General features: G+C 59.7%; 15 protein-coding genes. 13 read left to right on the top strand and 2 right to left on the bottom strand.

Annotated elements, in window-relative coordinates; genetic code table 11:
- Positions 1-37: 37 nt before the first annotated feature.
- Positions 38-1,954: a methyl-accepting chemotaxis protein gene (locus GO014_RS17575; RefSeq protein ID WP_157291617.1), complete on the top strand. Its 1,917-nt coding sequence runs from the start codon at positions 38-40 to the stop codon at positions 1,952-1,954.
- Positions 1,955-1,962: 8 nt separating this feature from the next.
- Positions 1,963-2,427 (top strand): chemotaxis protein CheW, encoded by a 465-nt coding sequence (locus GO014_RS17580; protein WP_157291618.1) that lies wholly within the window; start codon positions 1,963-1,965, stop codon positions 2,425-2,427.
- A 532-nt stretch (positions 2,428-2,959) separates the two neighbouring features.
- On the opposite strand, the gene GO014_RS17585 is transcribed toward GO014_RS17580, so the two are convergent.
- Both GO014_RS17585 and GO014_RS17590 read right to left on the bottom strand, forming a co-directional pair.
- A complete protein-coding gene (locus GO014_RS17585) occupies positions 2,960-3,727 on the bottom strand; it encodes a 3-ketoacyl-ACP reductase (protein WP_157291619.1) in 768 nt (255 codons plus the stop codon).
- 125 nt (positions 3,728-3,852) lie between these two features.
- Positions 3,853-4,152 (bottom strand): Dabb family protein, encoded by a 300-nt coding sequence (locus GO014_RS17590; protein ID WP_157291620.1) that lies wholly within the window; start codon positions 4,150-4,152, stop codon positions 3,853-3,855.
- A 139-nt stretch (positions 4,153-4,291) separates the two neighbouring features.
- On the opposite strand from GO014_RS17590, the gene GO014_RS17595 reads away from it, so the two are divergent.
- The 11 genes from GO014_RS17595 (at position 4,292) to GO014_RS17645 (ending at position 16,875) form a co-directional block, all read left to right on the top strand.
- Complete coding sequence (locus tag GO014_RS17595) at positions 4,292-5,110, top strand: aldo/keto reductase (protein ID WP_157291621.1); 819 nt, start codon at positions 4,292-4,294, stop codon at positions 5,108-5,110.
- Between the two features lie 92 nt (positions 5,111-5,202).
- Complete coding sequence (locus tag GO014_RS17600) at positions 5,203-6,795, top strand: acyl CoA:acetate/3-ketoacid CoA transferase (RefSeq protein ID WP_343031005.1); 1,593 nt, start codon at positions 5,203-5,205, stop codon at positions 6,793-6,795.
- Positions 6,788-8,287: an aldehyde dehydrogenase family protein gene (locus GO014_RS17605; protein WP_157291622.1), complete on the top strand. Its 1,500-nt coding sequence runs from the start codon at positions 6,788-6,790 to the stop codon at positions 8,285-8,287. Before GO014_RS17600 ends, GO014_RS17605 begins: the two co-directional genes overlap by 8 nt.
- Before the next feature lie 51 nt (positions 8,288-8,338).
- Positions 8,339-9,466, top strand: coding sequence for an ABC transporter ATP-binding protein (locus GO014_RS17610; RefSeq protein ID WP_157291623.1), 1,128 nt, complete (start codon positions 8,339-8,341; stop codon positions 9,464-9,466).
- On the top strand, positions 9,463-9,942 hold the full coding sequence (locus GO014_RS17615) for a MaoC family dehydratase (protein WP_157291624.1): 480 nt from the start codon (positions 9,463-9,465) through the stop codon (positions 9,940-9,942). The genes GO014_RS17610 and GO014_RS17615 overlap by 4 nt, the downstream gene beginning before the upstream one ends.
- Positions 9,943-10,075: 133 nt before the next feature.
- On the top strand, positions 10,076-11,308 hold the full coding sequence (locus tag GO014_RS17620; protein ID WP_157291625.1) for an ABC transporter substrate-binding protein: 1,233 nt from the start codon (positions 10,076-10,078) through the stop codon (positions 11,306-11,308).
- A 58-nt stretch (positions 11,309-11,366) separates the two neighbouring features.
- On the top strand, positions 11,367-12,293 hold the full coding sequence (locus GO014_RS17625; RefSeq protein ID WP_157291626.1) for a carbohydrate ABC transporter permease: 927 nt from the start codon (positions 11,367-11,369) through the stop codon (positions 12,291-12,293).
- The gene (locus GO014_RS17630; protein ID WP_157291627.1) at positions 12,293-13,144 is read left to right on the top strand and encodes a carbohydrate ABC transporter permease; all 852 of its coding nucleotides are present in this window, start codon (positions 12,293-12,295) and stop codon (positions 13,142-13,144) included. Before GO014_RS17625 ends, GO014_RS17630 begins: the two co-directional genes overlap by 1 nt.
- A gap of 19 nt (positions 13,145-13,163) precedes the next feature.
- Entirely contained in the window at positions 13,164-13,856 is a 693-nt protein-coding gene (locus GO014_RS17635; protein WP_157291628.1) for a TetR/AcrR family transcriptional regulator, read from the top strand.
- A gap of 6 nt (positions 13,857-13,862) precedes the next feature.
- On the top strand, positions 13,863-15,473 hold the full coding sequence (locus GO014_RS17640; RefSeq protein WP_157291629.1) for a GMC family oxidoreductase: 1,611 nt from the start codon (positions 13,863-13,865) through the stop codon (positions 15,471-15,473).
- Between the two features lie 133 nt (positions 15,474-15,606).
- The gene (locus GO014_RS17645; RefSeq protein WP_157291634.1) at positions 15,607-16,875 is read left to right on the top strand and encodes a glycerate kinase type-2 family protein; all 1,269 of its coding nucleotides are present in this window, start codon (positions 15,607-15,609) and stop codon (positions 16,873-16,875) included.
- Positions 16,876-17,151 lie beyond the last annotated feature (276 nt).

A 17,151-nucleotide genomic window follows, 5' to 3' on the forward strand; every position in this document is an offset into this window, starting at 1 on the left:
CGTGAGCCCACAACCAGTGTGCTCCAAAGGACCTCAAATGAGACTATCGCTTAAAGCAAAGCTCGGCTTCGGCTTCGGCTTGCTCGTTTTGCTGACGACCATCTTGGGCGCACTCTCCATCTACCAGATGAGCGTGATCAATGATCAGTCAACTGAGATCGCCTCCAACTGGCTCCCCAGCGTAGATACGATCAACCGGATGAATACAGCCGCCTCGGACTATCGACTGGCCGAGTTTGGCCATGTGATCGCGCAAGACCAAGCTGGGATGCGCATGTTGTCAGAACAGATGGACCACTCGCTGGGTGAAATCACGGAATTACGTGCCAAGTATGAACCCATGATATCTTCACCTGAGGAACAAGAGCTGTACGACTCATTTGCCGGCGCTTTCGACCGCTATCTGGAAATTCATGACACCGCATTCGGCCTAGCTGCGCGAAATCAGACTGATGAGGCGATGGCTCTTTACAACGGCGAGTCGCAAACCTTGTTCACCGAATTCTCCGGCAGCTTGGGGCAACTCGTAGACTTGAACACCGCTGGAGGCGCGGCGGCGAGCGACCTCGGGGACGCCATCTTCAGTCAGGCTATGTTCATCATCGTAGGTCTGCTGGGGTTCTCGATTATTGCTGGCATAGCTTTGGCTTTTCTCATCACCACCGGCATTCTCAAAGGTGTAAACAGCGCTCTCGGCCTAGCCGATGCTGTGGCAAAAGGGGACCTGAGTGCGACGGCCACCGTCAAGTCCAACGACGAGGTTAAGGACTTGGTGGTTGCCTTGAACAAGATGACTGAAAATCTTGCTGCATCTGCGGCGATCGCTGACCAGATCGGCTATGGCGATCTCAGCGCCAAGCCCAACGTGCTCTCAGACAAGGACGTACTGGGCCAGGCAATGGCCCGCATGGTGGAAGGTCTCCGCAGATCCGCCAAAGTCGCGGAACAGATCGCAGCTGGTAACCTTACCGTCACCCCCACGCCGCTCTCGGAAAAAGATAGCCTCGGCATCGCACTTAAAAGCATGGTCGAAAAGCTGCGCGAAGTTATCGCCGACGCGATCTCCTCCGCCAACAATGTCGCCGCAGGTAGCCAGGAGATGTCGGCTACGGCCGAGCAACTGAGCCAGGGCGCAACCGAGCAGGCGTCCTCGACGGAAGAGGCATCAGCCTCGATGGAGGAAATGGCTGCGACAATCAAGCAGTCGGCCGACAATGCTTCCCAAACCGAGAAGATTGCTCGTCAGTCCGCTGCCGACGCAATCTCTTCGGGAGAAGCGGTTGCCAACGCCGTCGCGGCAATGGAAACTATTGCCGAAAAGATCATGGTCGTGCAGGAGATCGCCCGCCAGACCGATCTGCTCGCCCTCAACGCCGCGGTGGAAGCCGCCCGTGCCGGCGAACATGGCCGTGGCTTTGCGGTGGTCGCCTCCGAAGTGCGCAAGCTCGCCGAACGCAGCCAGGCTGCTGCCGCCGAAATCTCGACGCTCTCGGGCACCACGGTCAAGGCCGCCCAGTCTGCCGGCGAAATGCTCGGCAAGCTGGTCCCCGATATTCAGCGCACGGCTGAACTGGTCGAGGAAATCTCGGCAGCTAGCCGGGAGCAGAATGCCGGTGCCAGCCAGATCAACACGGCTATCCAGCAGCTCGACAAGGTTACCCAGCAAAATACCTCAGCCGCCGAGGAAATGTCGGCGACCTCGGAGGAGCTGGCGGGCCAAGCGGAGCAACTGCAGGCGGCAATTAGCTACTTCCGTCTCGGCGAGGCCCAGGCAGCTCGGGAAGGTGCTTCTAGAACATCGTCGGCGCTGAGAGAGGCCATTCATGCCAAGGCGCCCCATGTCGCCCCCCGCAAGCCGGCGGGCCGGGCAAGCAGCGGTGGTGGGTTCGATCTTACCCTCGATGACGGGCCCGATGCGCTCGATTCCGAGTTCAGCCGCCGCGGCGCGGCCTGAGATCGGCCATGGCTGAGCAGACCCAGTACGTAACTCTGGGCGTTGCGGAGGAACTCTTCGCAGCGCCCGTCGAAAAGGTGCAGGAAATATTGGATATGCGGGATATTGCGCGGCTGCCCCAGTCTCCCGAGGCGCTGATGGGCATGATCGACGTGCGTGGCCAGGGCGTTCCTGTAGTCGATCTGCGCCTGACCCTTGGTCTGCCTGGGGCAACCGACACCGAGAACACTCGCATCATCGTCCTGGCTCTTGCGGGCGAGGGTCGGGATCGGCGGCTCGGGCTACGTGCTGATCGGGTCTTCGAAGTGACAACCCTCGACGACGGTGCCCTCGATCCGGCGCCATCTGTAAGCGGCCAATGGTCAGGGCGCTGCATCGCCGGGATAGGTCGTGGCAACGGGCGCTTCGTAACGGTGCTTGACCTTGAGCGGCTCCTGGGGGACTTCGAAGCGGCCACCTCTCAGTCAGCCTAACCTTCCGGCACGCCCCAATGGGCGTGCCGTTCCTTTTCTGGAGTACCAGGAATATTCTCTTCTGACCCGCCCCGCGACAAGCGACTACCATTCGTCCAGAAGCCTCGCCCCAACGTCGTCGAGACAGGCGTCATATTTATAGCCAAGGACAGGAAAACTTGTGTCCGAGGCAACGAACATCAGATGCCCATGGTCGTCAGGGTGAAAAATGCAGGCGGCGTGATTTCCTGACAATGTATCCGTTGCGTTTGGCTTTCCGTCGCACTGAATAGCCCCTAGATTTGTAGACGCCTTCCTCCTGGATGGTTCAACTCTTCAAGATGCTTCGATTTGGCCGCTTTTCTCGATTTTTGTTGAGAAACGGACAGACCGCAAACGGCCCCGCTAAAGGCGCTGGCTGGAGGATTGGAGGGGCAGGGGTTTCCACAACCCGCCGGGCAGGTGCGCGCCCCCTTGCGGTCATTTGACCGGCCATCTCTGACACCTGGAAGCTGACGGTCTGCGCACGTCCTCGCCGTCAAAAATCTTTGGATCAGAAGCGAGGGACAAGCATGCCGCCGTCGACGGAAATGACTTGTCCGGTTGTATAGGGCAGTCGGTTGGTCGCCAGGCTGGCCACAACTCGGGCAACGTCTTCAGGTTGACCAACCCACGGAAACAAGCAGAGGCCATCGACGGCGCGCTGCTTGTAGCTGTCGATCACCGGTGCGGTCATCGGGGTTTCGATGAGGCCCGGTTGAACGTCGTATACGGGGATGCCCTCAGCCCCGAGACGCGCAGCGAAGCATTTGGAGATCATCGCCGCTGCGGCCTTTGATGCGCAATATTCACTGCGGGGTACGGCAGCCGCACTTGCATTGGACGAAGTGACATTGATGATGGATCGTGGGCGCGCGGGGTCATTATCCTGTCCAATGAGCCGACGTGCTGCGGCCTGGGTCAGAAAGAAGACGGCCTTGGCGTTGATCTGCATGCAGCGATCAAAGCTGGCTTCGCTGACATCGAGGGGGTCACCGCGCTGAAGCACGCCGACGCCGGCATTGTTGACGAGCGTGGTGAGCGGACCGATCTCGGCTTCTAGCTGATCCAAAGCTTTGTCATGAAGGCCGAGGTCGCCTACGTCGAAGGGCAAAGCCATGGCCCTGGCGCCAGTGGCCATGATGTCCTGGGTGACATCTTCGAGATCTGCCCCTCTGGACGCATTCACCGCAAGATCGAAGCCTTGGACGGCCAGTTCGACTGCGATCGCCCGGCCTATGCCTCTACTGGCCCCGGTAACGAGGGCGACGGGTCGTTGCATGTATATTCTCCTGTCTTTCAGGTCGCTGAAGGTCGCCTGCCCACGGGGTCCGGCTGGAAATCTTTTCGATCGCCCGAGGCGACTGAGCGGCACTTGATTCCGTCGGGCCGCATCTCGATCGGAGGCTAAAGTTCAAGGTCACAGACGAAGATGGCTTCCTGGCCGCCGTCCAGGCTCGCCATGATCCGCGCGCCGATTGCCTTGTGCGTTGTGTTGGCGAGATACGCGTCGCGCGCTTCAGCGTCGCGGAAATCGATCCAGAACAGGTCGACCAGACCATGCACAAGGGGCGCCTCGGGCGACACGTTCCGCCCAGTGCGGAAGTCTTCCATCCCCTCGATCTCCGAGCGCAACTGCTCAAGATCACGCATCAGACAGTCGCGGTCCGCTTGCGGAACCGCACCAGAATACTTGATGAAAACCATATGCCTGAGCACAATCCACCCTCCCAACAGTCACGGATCAGCCATCAGCGCCGCGACAACTTCTGCCTTGATAACTCACCAGTGAGTGAGTTATCAAGTGCAATCTGTCTTGATCGGGAACAAGGTGAGGGGACGAGTTATGTCGATCTACGATGCCAGCGTGTACCAGCGTGGATTTGGGACCTTTCCGCTGATCGGCGAGAAACTGAGCCAGGCCGTGCATGTGGCACTGGACGTCGGTTATCGCGCCTTTGACACGGCGCAATGGTATGGGAACGAGGGTGTTCTCGGCAGTGCGCTCTCGGAAGCGCGCGTGCTGCGCCACGACATCTTGGTCACGACCAAGGTTCACCCCGAGAACATGGATGACAGCCGGTTCCTTCCATCGGTTGAGAGGAGCCTGAGGGATCTGCGAGCGGACGTCATCGACGTATTGCTTTTGCATTGGCCGCCCGGTGACGGGCCTGTGGAGCCATCGCTGGAGTTGCTTCAGGAGGCGCATCGGCGTGGCTATGCGCGGCATATCGGAGTTTCCAACTATACGACAGCCATGATGCGGCGCGCCAAGGCATTCCTGGACGTACCGCTGGCCGTCAATCAAGTCGAGTTTCACCCACTCCTCGACCAGAGGAAATTGCTCGGGGCATCGCTTGAGACCGGCATTCCGTTATCGTCCTACTGCTCGCTCGCTCGGGGTGAGATCTTCAAATATCCGGTCCTTTCAGAGATCGGTGACCGCCATGCCAAGAGTGCCGCCCAGGTGGCGCTGAGATGGATTCTGCAGAAGGGAGTGGCGGTCAACGCGATGTCCACTCGCCCTGCAAACATGCAAGCAAATTTTGATGTCGTGGATTTTTCACTGACCCCAGATGAGATGCTGCAAATCGACGGGCTAACTGTTGCCAACTACCGCATAAGCAATGCCGACGTGGTCCCCTACGCGCCCACATGGGATTAGCATTGCAGCGCAAACACCACGTTGACACGGGGCACAATATATGTAACTCTCCAGTGAGTGAATTAATGGAATTGGCCGTCTAGGAGCACGACGTGATTGAACTGTCCGCCACTGAAGCCGCTAGCGTTATCCGGGACGGCGATGTTGTCGCCATCACCGGAAACGGCGGTGGCATGCTCGAGGCGGACGCGATTTTCGCGGCTATCGAGAAACGCTTCATAGCCACGGGAACCCCCCGGGACTTGGTTCTGGTGCACGCATTGGGAGTGGGTGACGGCAAAGAGCGAGGGGTCAACAGGTTCGCCCATCCGGGGCTGGTCCGGCGGGTTATCGGCGGCCACTGGTCGTGGTCGCCACGCATGCAGGCGTTAGCTCGCGACAACAGGATCGAAGCCTTCACACTTCCTTCTGGCGTCATCTCGTTGTTGTTGCGGGAGACAGGGGCGAAGCGTCCTGGGCTCATCACCCATGTCGGCTTGAATACCTTCTACGATCCGCGATCTGGCGGTGGTGCGGCCAATGAGGCGGCTCGGAATGCCGAGCCAATCAATGAGATCGTAACGCTCGGTGGCGAAGACTACATTCGCTACCTGCCCATCCGACCAGACGTCGCTATCGTGCGTGGCACCTATTGCGACGAGCAGGGCAACATCTCGTGCGCCGAGGAATCAGGCGATCTCGATTGTCATGCCGTCGCCCTGAGCGCCCGGAACTCTGGTGGGCGCGTCCTGGCGCAGGTGCGGCAGAGGCGTGAAAGCAAGGATTGCCTGGCCCGTCTTGTCCAGGTTCCGGGCGTGATGGTCGATCATGTCGTCGTCGCTAAAGATCAACCTCAGACCCATGTGGGTGGCTATGAGGGAAGCTTGGCGGGTCTGCCGCACAGCAGTGAGGTCTTGCCTGGGCAATTTGACGGTCTGTCGATGCCGGCCGGCGCGCGGTCGGTGATCGCCCGTCGCGCCGCGCAAGAGATTCACGCCGGTCAATCAGTCAACTTCGGCTACGGCATTCCCGGCGGCATCGCGGCTGTTCTCACTGAACAAGCTCGCCTGAAGGACATTTGGCTGACGGTCGAGCAGGGAATCCATAACGGGCAACTGATCGATGGCGCACTGTTCGGCGCAGCTGCCTTCCCCGGCGCCATCATGCGATCGACCGACCAGTTCGACTTCTACAGTGGCGGCGGTGTGGATGTTGCTTTTCTTGGTGCCGGAGAGGTGGATGCCGACGGCAATGTAAACGTGTCTCGGCTGGGGCAGGATGTTGTCGGGCCTGGCGGTTTTGTGGACATCTCCCAGGGTGCAAAGTCAGTCGTGTTTTGCGGAACATTTGAAACTGGCGGTCTGGCTGTCGGGATCGATGCCGGTAAGCTGACGATCAAGCGAAGCGGCCAGATCCCGAAGTTTGTCGAACAAGTCCGCGAGATCACCTTTTGCGGCCCGGCAGCTCGTCTGCGCATGAAACCCATTACATATGTAACGGAACGCGCTGTGTTTAGCCTGGCGGATGAAGGCGTCACCTTAACGGAGGTCGCGCCTGGGATCGACTTGCAGCGGGACGTGCTGGATCGCATGGCGTTCCGGCCAGAAATCTCGCCCAATCTGACTCTTATGAACCCTGACTGCTTTGTCAGCGACGCGGTCGGCACATCCTCCCGATCCATAAAGGCGGGAGCCCTCAATGTTTGACCAGGCCGAACACATCTTCGAAGCACCATTGCAGTACCAGAACTTCATCTCCGGCGAGTTCACCGATGCCCTGGAGGGCGGAGTCATATCTCGCGAAAGCCCGGCCCATGGGCGCATGGTCAGCCAATATCCTGCGTCGACGCGCGCGGATGCCGAGGCGGCAATTGCTGCGGCGCGAGAAAGTTTCGATGCGGGGCGATGGGCGTTCGACTACGGGGGCGAACGGGCAAAGGTCCTGCGAGAGGTGGCCCAGAGCCTGAGGCGCAACGCAGACGATCTCGCCCTTGTGGAGACGCTGGAAACATCAAAGCCCCTGGCTGCGTCCCGGGGCGAGGTCTTGTTCGCAGCCGAATTGTGGGACTATGCAGCCGGCCTTGCGCGCATCTTGCACGGCGATAGCCACAATACGCTGGGCGAGGACATGCTCGGCCTTGTCCTGCGTGAGCCGATCGGGGTGGTAGGCATCATAACGCCTTGGAACTTCCCCCTGCTGATCCTTTCGGAACGGCTGCCGTTTGCCCTTGCCGCCGGCTGTTCGGTCGTGGTCAAGCCCAGTGAGTTCACCTCTGGCACGGCCCTCATGCTGGGCCGATATCTCAAGGATGCAGGGCTTCCCGATGGCGTCTGCAACATTATTGCTGGTACAGGCGATCAGGTCGGGCAGGCCATTCTCGATAGCCCGGACGTGGATATGGTGGCCTTCACCGGATCAACCCGCGTCGGGCGAGCAGCCATAGCCGCGTCGGCGGGCAACATCAAAAAACTTTCGCTGGAGCTGGGAGGCAAGTCCCCTTCAATTGTGTTTGCCGATTGCGACCAGGAGGCCGCCATCGATGGCGTGATCAAGGCGGCGACGATTAATATGGGCGAATGCTGCATCGCCGGGTCGCGGCTTCTGGTCGAGGCCAGTGTCGCCGAAGCGTTCCAGAACCGCCTCGCGGAAAGGCTTCAAGAACTGCGGATGGGAGACCCACTGGACCCCACGTCGCGCATCGGAGCCATCATCAACCGCGCGCAATTCGATAGGATTGCAGAATCTGTCCGCGAAGGCGTCCGGGACGGAGCACGGATCGTCTGCGGCGGCGACCCGGAGAACCATCAGGGGCTGTTCTACCCGCCGACGGTTTTGGCCGATGTAAAGCCGGGAATGAGTGTGGCGCGACAAGAACTCTTCGGGCCCGTGCTTGCCGTCATGCCATTCGGCGACCTCGAGGAAGCGATCGGTCTTGCCAATGACTCGGATTACGGCCTCGCTGCCTATGTGTGGACCACCGACCTTTCCAAGGCCCTGAGCTGCTCGCGACGGATCAGGGCAGGCCGTGTATGGGTGAACTCGGCCCTGCAGGGATACCCGGAATTGCCGCTGGGCGGCTTCAAGCAGTCCGGCAATGGGCGCGAGACAGGGCGCTACGGAATTGAGGAATACACCGAGCTGAAATCCGTTCACCTGCACATCGGCCCGCAAGCCGAGCGCTGGGTGGAGGGAGCATGATCGGCGTCAAGCGAAGGAAAAGGCGGGGGATGGCCCCGGATTGGTACAGACATGGCTGATGTGGTCCTGAAAAACGTGCGGAAGTCATTCGCATCCGTCGATGTCATCAAGGGCGTCGATCTTGAGGCCGGGCACGGCGAGTTCGTCGTCTTTGTCGGGCCGTCAGGCTGTGGCAAGTCCACGCTCTTGCGGATGATCTGCGGGCTGGAGAAAATTACCTCCGGTCAACTCCTGATTGGCGGCGAAGACATGAGCGACGTCGAGGCCTCGGACCGCGGCACCGCGATGGTCTTCCAGTCCTATGCGCTCTACCCGCACATGACGGTCTTCGAGAACATGAGCTTTGCCCTTCGAATGGCCAAGACGCCGGCGGCGGTGATCGAAAGGCGGGTGCATCGCGCCGCCGAAATCCTGCAAATCTCCCACCTTCTGCAGCGCCGACCCAAGGATATGTCCGGCGGCCAGCGGCAGCGCGTTGCGATCGGCCGCGCCATTGTCCGTGAACCAAAGGTGTTTCTGTTCGATGAGCCGTTGTCGAACCTCGACGCCGAGCTTCGGGTGCAGATGCGGGTGGAACTCTCCAAGCTGCACAATGAGATCGGCGCGACGATGATCTACGTCACTCACGACCAGGTCGAGGCGATGACGATGGCCGACAAGATTGTGGTTCTGCGCGACGGGCTGGTCGAGCAGATCGGCTCCCCTCTCGACCTCTATACGTCACCCAACAACAGGTTCGTGGCAGGTTTCATCGGCTCCCCCCGAATGAATTTCGTCCCGGGGCGGGTGGTGGACAGCTCGGATAGCGCGGCCAGGTTTTCAGTGCTGGATGCCCCCGAGAACATAGTACAGGTACCGCTGAGGGCGGGGACGCGCGTTTCCCCTGGGCAGGAGGTGACGATCGGTATCCGCCCCGAGCATCTGATCGGAGCGTCCGAAGGGCCCGGGCTCGAAGTCCGCATCGATGTCGTTGAGAACCTGGGTGGAATTGCCTACGCCTATGGCAAGACAAGCGCTGGCCTCGACTTGGTCTTGAAGGCAGAAAGTGAAACGCCGCCCAAGTCGGGCATGACGGTCTCCGCCGCCATCCAGGAAGCGTACTGCCACCTTTTTGACGACAAAGGCCAGACACTCAGCACCTCTGCCGGACTAGTCCGCGCTCATGAGGCGGCCGCATGACCGAAGCTCTCAAAGCAACCATGCCGGCCGGGAAATACTTCTATGACGATCTGCAGGTCGGCGCCTACTTTTGTACGGGCCGGATCACAGTGACCGAGTCGCATATCGTCGCCTATGCAGGAATGTCTGGCGATTTCTTCGACGTCCACATGGATGATCGATTTGCGAGGGAACAGGGTTTCCCGGGTCGCATAGCACACGGCCTGCTCGGCCTTGCGCTGATCGACGGCTTGAAGAACCGCGCCGACGTACAGCTGCAGGCAATCGCTTCCCTTGGTTGGAGTGATTGGTCATTCAAGGCCCCGATCCTGGCCGGAGACAATATCGGCGCGACCATCAGCATCATGGACATGCGCCTCACATCATCGGGCGATCGAGGAATCGCTCATCTAGGATTCGATGTCCGAAACCAGGACGGTGTCATGGTGCAATCAGGACGCAATGCGCTGCTCATGCGCAGGGGATCAGGTAATTAGCGCTTTGGAGCAAAAAGTAACTCACTGGTGAGTAACTTCAAGGAGCTAGGTGCCCGCTCGACGGGCAAGGCGGTGGCCGCGCCCGTTTGGCCTACGATCCGGCCCGCGGCCGGTATAATTGGGAGGAAGACCAATGAGATACCTCAAGACAACAGTGTGTGCAGTGGCTTTGATGCTCTGCTCGACGTCGGCGTTCGCACGCGACCTCGTGATGAACGCCAACACCTCTGACCCTGCGCAGAAGCTGGCGATGGAGGAGCTGATCGCTGATTTCGAGGCGGCCTATCCTGAGATCGACGTGAAGTTCAACCTCTATGACCACGAGGCGTTCAAAGTGGCAATGCGCAATTTCCTCGTGTCCGATGCGCCCGACCTGATCACTTGGAATGCCGGCAACCGGATGAAGGTCTTTGTCGACCTGGGTCTTCTCGAGGACGTGTCGGATGTCTGGCAGGCCGAGGGTTTACATGAAGCGATGCCGGCTGTCGTAAGTGCGTCGTCTGTCGAGGGCAAGCAGTATGGCGTGCCATACGCCTACTATGCCTGGGGCTTCTATTATCGGAAGGACCTTTTCGAGCAGGCGGGGATCACATCTACTCCGACAACCTGGGAAGAATTCCTGGAGGTCGGCGCCAAGCTGAACGCAGCCGGGATCACGCCGATCACCATCGGTACGAAGGACCTCTGGCCGACGGCGGGCTGGTTTGACTTCCTGAACATGCGCATCAACGGCGGCGAGTTCCATGCCCAGCTCATGGACGGAAAAGTGGCCTACACAGACGAACGCGTGAAGCGCGTCTTCGAAAAGTGGGCCGAACTCGTCAGCGCCGACTTCTTCGTCGAGAACCATCCTGGCTACTCGTTCCAGGAGGCGCTGCCCTTCATGAACCAGGGCAAATCCGCCATGTATCTGCTTGCTCCGTTCATCGTTTCCATGTTCCCTGACGATGTGCGTGAGCAGGTGGAATGGTTCCCATTCCCGGTCATCGATCCCGCAGTGGGCATCTACGAAGATGCGCCGACCGACAGCTTCCACATTCCCAAGAATGCGACCAACAAGGAGGACGCGCGCCTTTTCCTGGCGTTTGCGGCTCAGGCGGACGTGCAGACCAAGACGGCGGCCACGCTCGATATGCTACCGCCCAACATCAACGCCTCGGTTAAAGACGACCGCTTTGCACAGGGCGGTTTCGCCCAGCTCGGCCAGGCCAACGGGATCATGCAGTTCTATGACCGCGATACCGACCCAGCACTGGCGAAGGTGGGCATGGAAGGGTTCCAGGAGTTCATGCAGAACCCTGACCGCATCGACGCGATCCTTCAGCGGATCGAGGCCGAGCGCGAGCGGATCTACGGCGCGCTGTAGTTGCTTGTCTGGGGACCGGGGCAACCTGCGCCGGTCCCACCTCTGTTGGAGCCCTCCGATGACCGAAATCCAAGTACTGTCAAATAGCCGGCGGCGGACGGGCTCGACATTCCTTCGCAAGCACCAGCTCATTATCGCGCCGGTTGCTTTCATCACGCCTGCCTTCGCAATGTTCTCGCTGTTCGTGATCTATCCGATCATCCAGTCGATCGGACTGTCATTTGTGGAATGGCAGGGCATCGGGCCACAGACCTGGGTGGGCCTGGACAATTATCGGGAGCTTCTAGGGGATCCCGTATTTTGGAAGGCCCTCACCAACAACGTCTACTGGCTTGTCCTGTTTCTGCTGGCACCGGTGCTGGGGCTGTTCATTGCCCTGTTCCTGAACCAAAACGTTTTTGGCATTCGCCTCGTCAAATCGCTGTTCTTCTTCCCATTCGTCGTTTCTCAGATCGTTGTCGGGCTGGTCTTTGCCTGGTTCTATGATCCCGCTTTCGGCCTGTTGGCGACGATGCTGGAACCACTGGGTGTGAAGTTCCCGGCCATCCTTTCGAACGAGAACTGGGCCACCTTCGGCATTATCCTGGCGGGGCTCTGGCCTCAGACGGCCTACTGCATGATCCTCTATCTGACCGGGCTGAACAGCGTTAACCCCGAGGTCATAGAGGCCGCCCGCCTCGACGGTGCAAAGGGTTGGCGTCTCCTGGTCAACATTGTCTTGCCGCAGCTCCGTGCCGCGACCTTCATCGCCGTGGTCGTGACGATTATCGGCGCGCTCCGGTCCTTTGACCTTGTGGCAATCATGACCGGCGGCGGGCCATACAATTCATCGAACGTGCTTGCCTACTACATGTATGACAACGCGATCTTCCGCTACCGCATGGGCTATGCCTCGGCAATCGCGACGATCCTGTTCCTGATCATGGACCTCTATATCGCCTGGTTCCTGATGCGCCTGCTCAAGAACGAGAAAGGATCCCGCTGATGTTTCCCCGTCCAATCCAGGAAAGAAGCCGCAGCCGGCAACTCATGTATAAGGTGGCCCTGCCGATCTCGCTGATCATCTGGCTGCTGCCGATGATCGCCATCGTGGCCACAGCGGGACGATCGCTCTCGGACCTCAACCGTGGCAATTACTGGGGCATGCCCAGCGAGTGGGCGTTCATTGAGAACTTCGCGAAGGTCTTCGGGTCGTCCTCGATCGGGACCTACTTGCTGAACAGTGTCATCATTACACTACCTTCGATTGCTGGCGCCCTGTTTCTGTCCACGCTGGCCGGAGCAGGCCTGGCACTCTACAAGTTCCGCGGCCGGTTCCTGATCCTTGCTCTGTTCATCGCCGGCAACTTTGTGCCCTTCCAAATTCTGATGATCCCCGTCCGCCAGCTGACCTTGGACCTAGGCGTTTACGACACCTATTGGGGCGTCATCCTGTTCCAGATCGCCTTTCAAACTGGCTTCTGCACCTTTTTCATGCGCAACTTTATCGCTGAACTGCCCTTCGAGTTGGTGGAAGCTGCCAGAGCAGAAGGGGTCGGAGAATGGCAGATATTGGTCCATATCATCGTTCCGCTTGTGCGCCCGGCGCTAGCGGCCCTGGCTGTTCTTCAATTCACCTTCATCTGGAACGACTTCTTCTGGCCGCTCATTCTTATCCAGTCCGATGAATTGCGCCCCATAACGCTGGGTCTGACAGTTCTCAAGGGGCAATATATCTCCTCTTTCAATCTCCTCGCCGCAGGGTCGTTGATCGCTGCACTGCCTCCCGTCATGATGTTCTTCGCGATGCAAAAGCACTTCATTGCCGGCCTGACGCTGGGTGCCAGCAAAGGCTGATCACGACGAAGACAGAGAAATGGGTATCACCATGGTTGAGGCGACCAAGAGTAGGGCCAGAGTTCGGAGAGCCGGACGCAATGCGGACCAGGCTAAGGCCGACCTCCTGGCCTCGGCCAGACGAGAATTTGCGGACAAGGGATTCGCGCTCGCCGGAATTGAGGCCATCGCTGAGCCGACGGGGCTCAACAAGAAGATGATCTATCATTATTTCGGATCGAAGGAGGAACTTTACATAGCGGTGCTAGAAGAGGTCTATCTTGGAATCCGCAAGATGGAAGATGCGCTTCCTCTCGATGAACTCGAACCGCTTGCCGCTATTCAGCGACTCGTCGAAGCGACCTGGGATTACTACGTCACAAACCCCGATTTCATCGCTTTGGTGAACCAGGAAAACCTGCTCGGAGCCATCTACCTTAAGAAATCCGGCATCGTGAAACGACGTACAAGTGTTCTTTTGAAACGCGTGAAGGCGATCCTGAAGAAGGGCGCCGATCAGGGCCGGATCCGTCCTGACATTGATCCGCTGCAGCTTAATCATTCGATCGCTGGTCTCGGCTTCTACTATCTGAACAACCGCTTCACCAATACCCAGATCTATAATTTTGACCACATGACCCCAGAGGCCCTGGCAATGAGGCGAGCCTTCATTGTCGACTTCGTCATGCGGGCCATTATGTCAAAGGAGGAAATCGCTCGGCTCGAGCGATGACGGACCATGCCGGACCCAGGATACAGTCACATCATAGTCGGAGGCGGAACTGCCGGTTGCGTTCTGGCGGCGCGGCTGAGCGAGGGAGCTACCAATAGGGTACTCTTGCTCGAGGCGGGCAGTAGCGATTGGCACCCCTACATTCACATGCCGGTCGGTTTTGCCAAGATGACCGGCAGCGGCATGACTTGGGGATACCATACCGAACCGCAGAAGCACGCTGGCGACCGCCGGATACCCTATGCGCAGGGTCGAGTTCTTGGTGGTGGCAGTTCGATCAATGCCGAGGTCTTCACCCGGGGCGTCCCGCAAGACTATGACCGCTGGGCCAACGAAGAAGGCTGTACCGGCTGGTCCTTTCGCGATGTGCAACCCTATTTCCTGCGCTCCGAAGGCAATACGGCACTAGCCGACAAATGGCATGGCACCGATGGCCCCCTGGGTGTTTCGAACATTGCCAATCCACAACCACTGACGCGGGCCTTCGTCATGGCGTGCCAGCAATACGGCATTCCATACAACCACGACTTCAACGGCGCAGCGCAGCAGGGTGCCGGATATTATCAGCTCAACGTGGTCGACGGACGCCGCTGCTCGGCTGCCCGCGGCTATCTTGGTCCGGCCCGGCACCGGCCCAATCTGACGGTTCTGACGCGCGCCATGAGTATGCGCCTCATCATTGATGGCTATCGCGCCAAAGGCGTCGAATATCTGCACAAGGGCCGTGTCCACACCGCCTACGCGGACTGCGAACTTATTGTCACCGCCGGCGCAGTCGGATCGCCAAAGCTGCTTATGCTGTCGGGCATTGGCCCGGGTGACCACCTCAGGTCGCTCGGCATAGATGTGCGCGCAGATATTGCAGGCGTGGGCGCAAACCTGTCAGACCACGTCAACATCGATCTTGTCGCCGAATTGCATGGGCACGAAAGCCTCGACAGATACAACAAGCCACATTGGGCCGCCTGGGCGGGGCTGCAATATGCCCTGTTCCGCACCGGGCCGGTGGCCAGCAATGTCGTTGAGGGGGGATTGTTCTGGTATTCCGGTGCCGATCGGACGACACCAGATCTGCAGTACCACTTCCTCGCGGGGGCCTCAGCCGAAGAGGGCGTGGGCGGGGTCGCACGTGGCCGTTCCGGAATCACACTCAATTGCTATGGATTGCGGCCGAAGGCGCGCGGCACGGTGCGCCTTTCCTCTCCCGACCCGCACCAACCGCCGTTGATCGATCCCAACTTTATGGGACACCCGGACGATCTGGAAACGACGGTCCGTGGCCTTAAGATGAGTCTTGCAATCATGGCGCAGCCCGCGCTGGCCAAATACGTTCGCAGGGTCGTGCTGCCTGACGAATCCTTAAGATCAGACGCCGAGCTGCGCGATTTTGTGACGAGCCACTGCCGGACCTCCTACCATCCCGTGGGAACCTGCCGGATGGGATCAGACGAAATGAGCGTGGTCGACACAGACCTCAAGCTTCGTGGATTCGAGGGCTTGCGGATTTGTGACAGCAGCGTTTTCCCCAGTCTGGTGGGATCCAACACCAATGCCCCGACCGCCATGCTTGCCGAGAGGGCAAGTCACCTGATCATTCAGGGTGCGAGGGCATTCTGAGTATGCCCGGCGCCTTGATCGTCGCGTGCTGGCGCCCAATGTCGTACAGATGCCCAGGTCACCAGCTTGGGTGCCGCCAGTCCACTACAGGGTCTGCACCATGCGGGGCCCCTCCATTCGCGAGACTTGTTTTATGGCTTCCCCGCTCCCTGATGCTCAAGGCTTTTTGACTGGGCTGTTTCGACTCGCGGTTGCCGCTGCCGATCCAATGCGCGTCGTTTCGAAAAATTTGCCGGATCGACCGGAAGGACGCGTCATCGTTGTCGGAGCAGGAAAGGCCAGCGCGCGCATGGCGGAGGCAGTGGAGGCCGCCTGGGGCCCCTGTGAGGGGCTGGTTCTCACCCGGTATGGCTATTGGCGTCCTTGCACTGGGATCGAGATCGTCGAGGCCGCCCATCCTGTTCCCGACCTTGCAGGAGAGGCGGCCACCATGCGCCTTCTGGACCGCGTTTCCGGCCTCGGTTCGGACGATTTCGTGTTAGCTTTGATCTCGGGCGGTGGCTCTGCCCTCTTGTGCGCCCCCGCGGATGGACTGACTCTCGCCGACAAGATTGGAGTCCACAGCGCTCTTCTTGCCTCGGGCGCCCCGATTGGCGAAATGAACCTGGTTCGCAAGCATCTATCCCGCGTGAAAGGGGGGCGGTTGGCCGCAGCCTGTTACCCCGCGCGTCTTTTGACACTGCTTGTTTCAGACGTACCGGGCGATGAGCCGAGCCAGATCGCTTCTGGTCCGACCTTCGGCGATACCAGCCATCCCCAGGATGCAATGGCGGTGCTGGATCGTTATGGGATTGACTCCTCGGCAGCTGTGCGCGCCCATTTACAGGGGCCAACCGGCGTCGTCGCGCCCGGCGATCCGCGACTGGCCCACACCAGGTGGCGAACCATCGCTGCGCCCTCGCAGTCGCTGGCCGCCGCAGCCGCAGGCGCGCGAGAGGCGGGATTTGATGTCCGCATCCTGGGTGATGACCTGGAGGGCGAGGCACGTGAACTTGGCGCCGATCACGCACGCATGGCCCTTTCGCTCCGGACCGAGGTCAAAGGCAGCGGCAAGACATTGCTGCTGCTCTCGGGCGGCGAATGCACCGTAACCCGAAATGGTAATGGAATCGGCGGGCCAAACGCCGAATTTGCTCTCGCCGCTGCCATCGTGCTGGACGGTGAACCGGGCATTCACGTTCTAGCGTGCGATACGGATGGCGTTGACGGTGCGGCTGACGTCGCGGGAGCTTATGCTGCTCCCGACACCTTGGGGACCGCCAGAAACGTGGGTGTCGATCCTGAAGTCTCCCTTCGCAACAACGACGCACACAGTTTCTTCGCGACCGTGGGTGGCCAGATTGTTACCGGCCCGACATTGACCAATGTGAATGACTTCCGCGCAATACTCATTGAAGCGTGACGCTTCGCGACTAGATGAAGGTCGTCCGCTAACCGAGAATGCGCAGCCAAAAGCTTCCAGTCCCCTAACGGCCCCGCTTAAGGCGCTGGCGTGGAGGATTGTGGGGCAGGGGGCTCCTACCCGCCGGGCAGGTGCGGGCCCCATTCCTGCCGTTTAGGCTGCAACCAAGACTTCCCGAGAGCTGCCAGTCTGCTTACCCAACCCAGGCGGCGGCGACAGGGTGGTAGACTGGCAGGTTATGGACGAAATAGCTGAAAAGCTGTCGAGCCCCGCTAT

This window comes from Devosia marina (assembly GCF_009758415.1).
Lineage (GTDB): Bacteria > Pseudomonadota > Alphaproteobacteria > Rhizobiales > Devosiaceae > Devosia > Devosia marina.

Coding starts and splice junctions, on each gene's coding strand:
- GO014_RS17575 (WP_157291617.1), top strand. CDS start 38: ATGAGACTATCGCTTAAAGCAAAGCTCGGCTTCGGCTTCGGCTTGCTC.
- GO014_RS17580 (WP_157291618.1), top strand. CDS start 1,963: ATGGCTGAGCAGACCCAGTACGTAACTCTGGGCGTTGCGGAGGAACTC.
- GO014_RS17585 (WP_157291619.1), bottom strand. CDS start 3,727: ATGCAACGACCCGTCGCCCTCGTTACCGGGGCCAGTAGAGGCATAGGC.
- GO014_RS17590 (WP_157291620.1), bottom strand. CDS start 4,152: ATGGTTTTCATCAAGTATTCTGGTGCGGTTCCGCAAGCGGACCGCGAC.
- GO014_RS17595 (WP_157291621.1), top strand. CDS start 4,292: ATGTCGATCTACGATGCCAGCGTGTACCAGCGTGGATTTGGGACCTTT.
- GO014_RS17605 (WP_157291622.1), top strand. CDS start 6,788: ATGTTTGACCAGGCCGAACACATCTTCGAAGCACCATTGCAGTACCAG.
- GO014_RS17610 (WP_157291623.1), top strand. CDS start 8,339: ATGGCTGATGTGGTCCTGAAAAACGTGCGGAAGTCATTCGCATCCGTC.
- GO014_RS17615 (WP_157291624.1), top strand. CDS start 9,463: ATGACCGAAGCTCTCAAAGCAACCATGCCGGCCGGGAAATACTTCTAT.
- GO014_RS17620 (WP_157291625.1), top strand. CDS start 10,076: ATGAGATACCTCAAGACAACAGTGTGTGCAGTGGCTTTGATGCTCTGC.
- GO014_RS17625 (WP_157291626.1), top strand. CDS start 11,367: ATGACCGAAATCCAAGTACTGTCAAATAGCCGGCGGCGGACGGGCTCG.
- GO014_RS17630 (WP_157291627.1), top strand. CDS start 12,293: ATGTTTCCCCGTCCAATCCAGGAAAGAAGCCGCAGCCGGCAACTCATG.
- GO014_RS17635 (WP_157291628.1), top strand. CDS start 13,164: ATGGGTATCACCATGGTTGAGGCGACCAAGAGTAGGGCCAGAGTTCGG.
- GO014_RS17640 (WP_157291629.1), top strand. CDS start 13,863: ATGCCGGACCCAGGATACAGTCACATCATAGTCGGAGGCGGAACTGCC.
- GO014_RS17645 (WP_157291634.1), top strand. CDS start 15,607: ATGGCTTCCCCGCTCCCTGATGCTCAAGGCTTTTTGACTGGGCTGTTT.